The following is a 3,436-nucleotide window of genomic DNA, read 5'->3' as shown; positions in this document are numbered from 1 at the left end:
GGAATGGAATTGGATAAGGTCGCTGGCTTAGAAGATATTGAGGATACGGAAGGGAAGGATGCAAAACACTTGTATGACCCTCATACCTGGATGGATCCACTGAAAATTGCTGAAGAAGGGAAGATCATCGCCCAAGAGTTGGGAGACATCGATCCAGAAAATAGAAGTTATTATGAGGCCAATTCTCAAAAGCTTGAAAAACGCTGTGAGGCTTTGGTGGACAAATACCAACCTCTCTTTGAAAAAGCGACGCAAAAAACCTTTGTGACCCAGCATACAGCCTTTTCTTATTTAGCCAAGCGCTTTGGTTTGAAACAATTAGGAATTGCAGGGATCTCGCCGGAGCAGGAACCAACAGCCCGTCAGTTGGCTGAGATTCAGCAGTTTGTCAAGGACTACCAAGTTCAGACTATCTTTGTTGAGAAGCATACCTCGTCCAAGGTGGCCGATAGCATTGCCAAGGCGACAGGGGCAAAAGTGAAGGTTTTAGATCCTCTCGAAGCAGATCCAGAAAATAACAAAGATTTCTTGGAGAACCTAGAAGAAAATATGGCGAGTCTAGCAAAAGAATTACAGGAGTAAGTAGAAGAATGAAGAAAAAAGGAACAATTGGATTAGTAGCAACATTAGGTTTGGGCTTATGTGCCTATGCTTTAAGCCAACAAGCACCTGTCAAGGAAGATAAAAGGAATCAGAATCAGGTGCAGTATTTACAAGGAGATAAGAAAAAATCAGCTAGCAGCTCAAACAGGCAGGAAGAAAGCATTGAAGCCGTCAACTCTAAAGAAAAAACCCAAGCTGAGCAGATTGTTGTCAAGATTACTGACGAGGGCTTTGTGACTTCCCACGGAGATCATTTCCATTACTACAATGGCAAGGTCCCTTACGATGCGATTTTTAGTGAGGAGTTGATTTTACGGGACCCTACTTACCAATTGAAACAATCAGATATTGTCACACAGGTACGAGATGGCTATATTATCAAGAAGGATGGGACCTACTACCTTTATCTAACCGATCCGCAACATACGCTGAATGTCCGTTCGGTGGAGGAAATTGCCCAACAGAAAAAAGGAGAGCTGGTTTCAGGTTCGAAAGAGAATGCCCAAAAAGCTGGGCAAACTCGTGACTTCAGCCAGCCGAGTCAGGCTCTTCGAGAAGGGAAAACAGCAGCCAGTCTAACAGCAGGTGCTAAGCCAAGTCAAGGTGGCTACCGGACAGATGACGGCTATGTCTTCCATCCTGGGGATGTGATTTCTGATACCGGGGATGGCTTCATCGTGCCTCATGGTGGACACTACCACTTCATTCCGAAGAGTGCCTTATCAGCTGGAGAATTAGCTGCTGCCTTATCTATCTTAAATGGTAGAGGAGGAAAACATGAAGTGAAACCTGTATTGCCCCCTTCTCTCCAGTTGACTGCACCGGTTAATCCGAATCAGCCAATTCCAGCACCTGTCACTCCAGCTCTTTCAACCCCTCATCCCCATCCAACAGTGACGACAGAAGGGAGAAGTCTGGAAAGCCTACAGAAAGAGTTGCAGCATACCCCGCTTTCAGAGCGCCATGTTGAGTCGGATGGTTCTGTCTTTGATCCAAGCAAAATTACCAAATGGACAGAGCAAGGAGTGGTGTATCCGCATGGGGATCACTTCCATTTTATCCCTTATAGTGTGCTTTCGCCTTTAGAGCGGGAATTGGCACGACAGTATCAAGTCCTCCGGTCTCAAACTGGGACTGTAGCGACAGATGAAAAGCCAACTCAACCTTCAAGCCCAGACACAAAACCAGTTGATCATGACCAAGACCACGAGAAGGAGGATCCTCATCACAAGCATGACCATGAGGATCATGAAGCCGATCATGACCATCATCATGAAGGCGAACATGATCATGGTTTTCATGCTGACCATGTCATCAGCAAGGATGATGAGGGTTATATGGTCGCTCACGGGGACCATGCCCATTACTTCTACAAGAAGGATCTCTCACCTCAAGAAATCGCTGCTGCAGAGGCAGTGCTAGCTGGTAAGAAGGAAGAGGACAAGGGGCAACCACTGACAGATGATGTGGCGACCTATTCGCGCGATGCCTCGGATGAAGAAAAAATCCAATATATTAGCCAAACTTACGGCGTCCCTCGGGAAGCTATCAAGATTTCCAATGGTTTCTTTGTCTTTAACAATCCAGACCAAGAATACGATCCAACCCATATCCACCCTTATGCGGTTCGGAAGGAACATGTCCGGATTCCACTTGAAACAGGAAATCCTGAGCTAGACTTTATCAATGAGCTCTATTCAACAGCGCTTCGCTCTGGTATTTCCCCTTATACGATGCAAATCGAGAATGGTCAGTTTGTCATTCCGCATGGGGACCATAACCACTATATCAAGGTGCGCTCAGCAGGCTTGGCGGACTACTTGGCTCACCGTCTGCCGACCATCCAAGCAGCTTACCAGAAAGGTGACTTGGATCAGAAAGCTGTGGAGGACAAGGTCAACCAACTCCTAGCAGAAAGTCGGACTTTGTACGCTTCAGACCCTCTGCAACAAAGACGGATTGAGTTGAACTTGGGTCAATTCTTAGAAACTGTTAAAAATTTCCCAAGCAATTCGACAGCAGGCTACTTGGCTAGTCTTGACCAAGTTGACAAGGAATATATCCATGCGACTCAGGAAGTCAAACCGAAAGAAGAAACGACCTTGGACCGTCGCTACCAGGAATTGTTGGAGCAGGTTCGCTTGCTAGATACCGAAGCCTTCCAACTCAAGAAAGAAAGCCTCGTTTCTCAGTTGCAGGAAGCCTATACGGCCAAGGATAGCCAACGATTGGAGAAAGAAGGAAAATTGTTGCAGGCCATTCAAGAGATGCAAGATCGGACCGGTGTGACTTCGGTGGACTACCTTAAGTATTTCTACCAAAGTTTAAGCGATGCGCGCTTGACACCGGAATTGCGGGCGACAGCAGCAGACCTTGCTTTGAAGCTTTACCGGGCTCAGGCCTTTGAAGAAGCTTGGGATTCAAAAGCCCATTTCATGGAACTCTACCAAGCCAAGCAAGCTATTGACCAACTAGTGTCTCAGGATAATTCTCCAACCTATCCAATTGAAAAAACAATTCTGGATCAAAAGGGAACAGATGCTCCGTCCTATAACTTAGCTGTTTACGACTTCCTCAAGGGGGTCTACGGTGACCTGGATGAAAAGACAGAGTCTCGTCAACGCTCTAGTCTCTTGACAGTACTTGTAGAACAAATCACCTCTCTTTTGCCACAAGTAGAAGAAAGCAAACGTCCTGCTTTTGAAGAACGTTTGGAACAGGTGCGCCAAGAGCCAGATGCTGACAAGGCTTTGACAACTGGGAAAACTCTTTTGCGTGAAGTTGGTGAAACGATTGAACAACAAAAGCAAAAGAAAACAGAAGAACCTCAACT

2 protein-coding genes are annotated in these 3,436 nt (G+C 46.2%); both read left to right on the top strand.

Annotated elements, in window-relative coordinates:
* On the top strand, nucleotides 1-582 hold a 582-nt coding region (locus QZ158_RS08085; RefSeq protein WP_293887462.1), incomplete at its 5' end, for a zinc ABC transporter substrate-binding protein.
* Between the two features lie 8 nt (nucleotides 583-590).
* A partial coding sequence (locus QZ158_RS08080) for a pneumococcal-type histidine triad protein (RefSeq protein WP_293887461.1) occupies nucleotides 591-3,436 on the top strand: 2,846 nt, incomplete at its 3' end.

This window comes from Streptococcus sp. A12, assembly GCF_905372335.1.
In the GTDB taxonomy this organism is placed as follows: Bacteria; Bacillota; Bacilli; order Lactobacillales; family Streptococcaceae; genus Streptococcus.
This window is presented reverse-complemented; position numbering and strand designations above follow the sequence as displayed.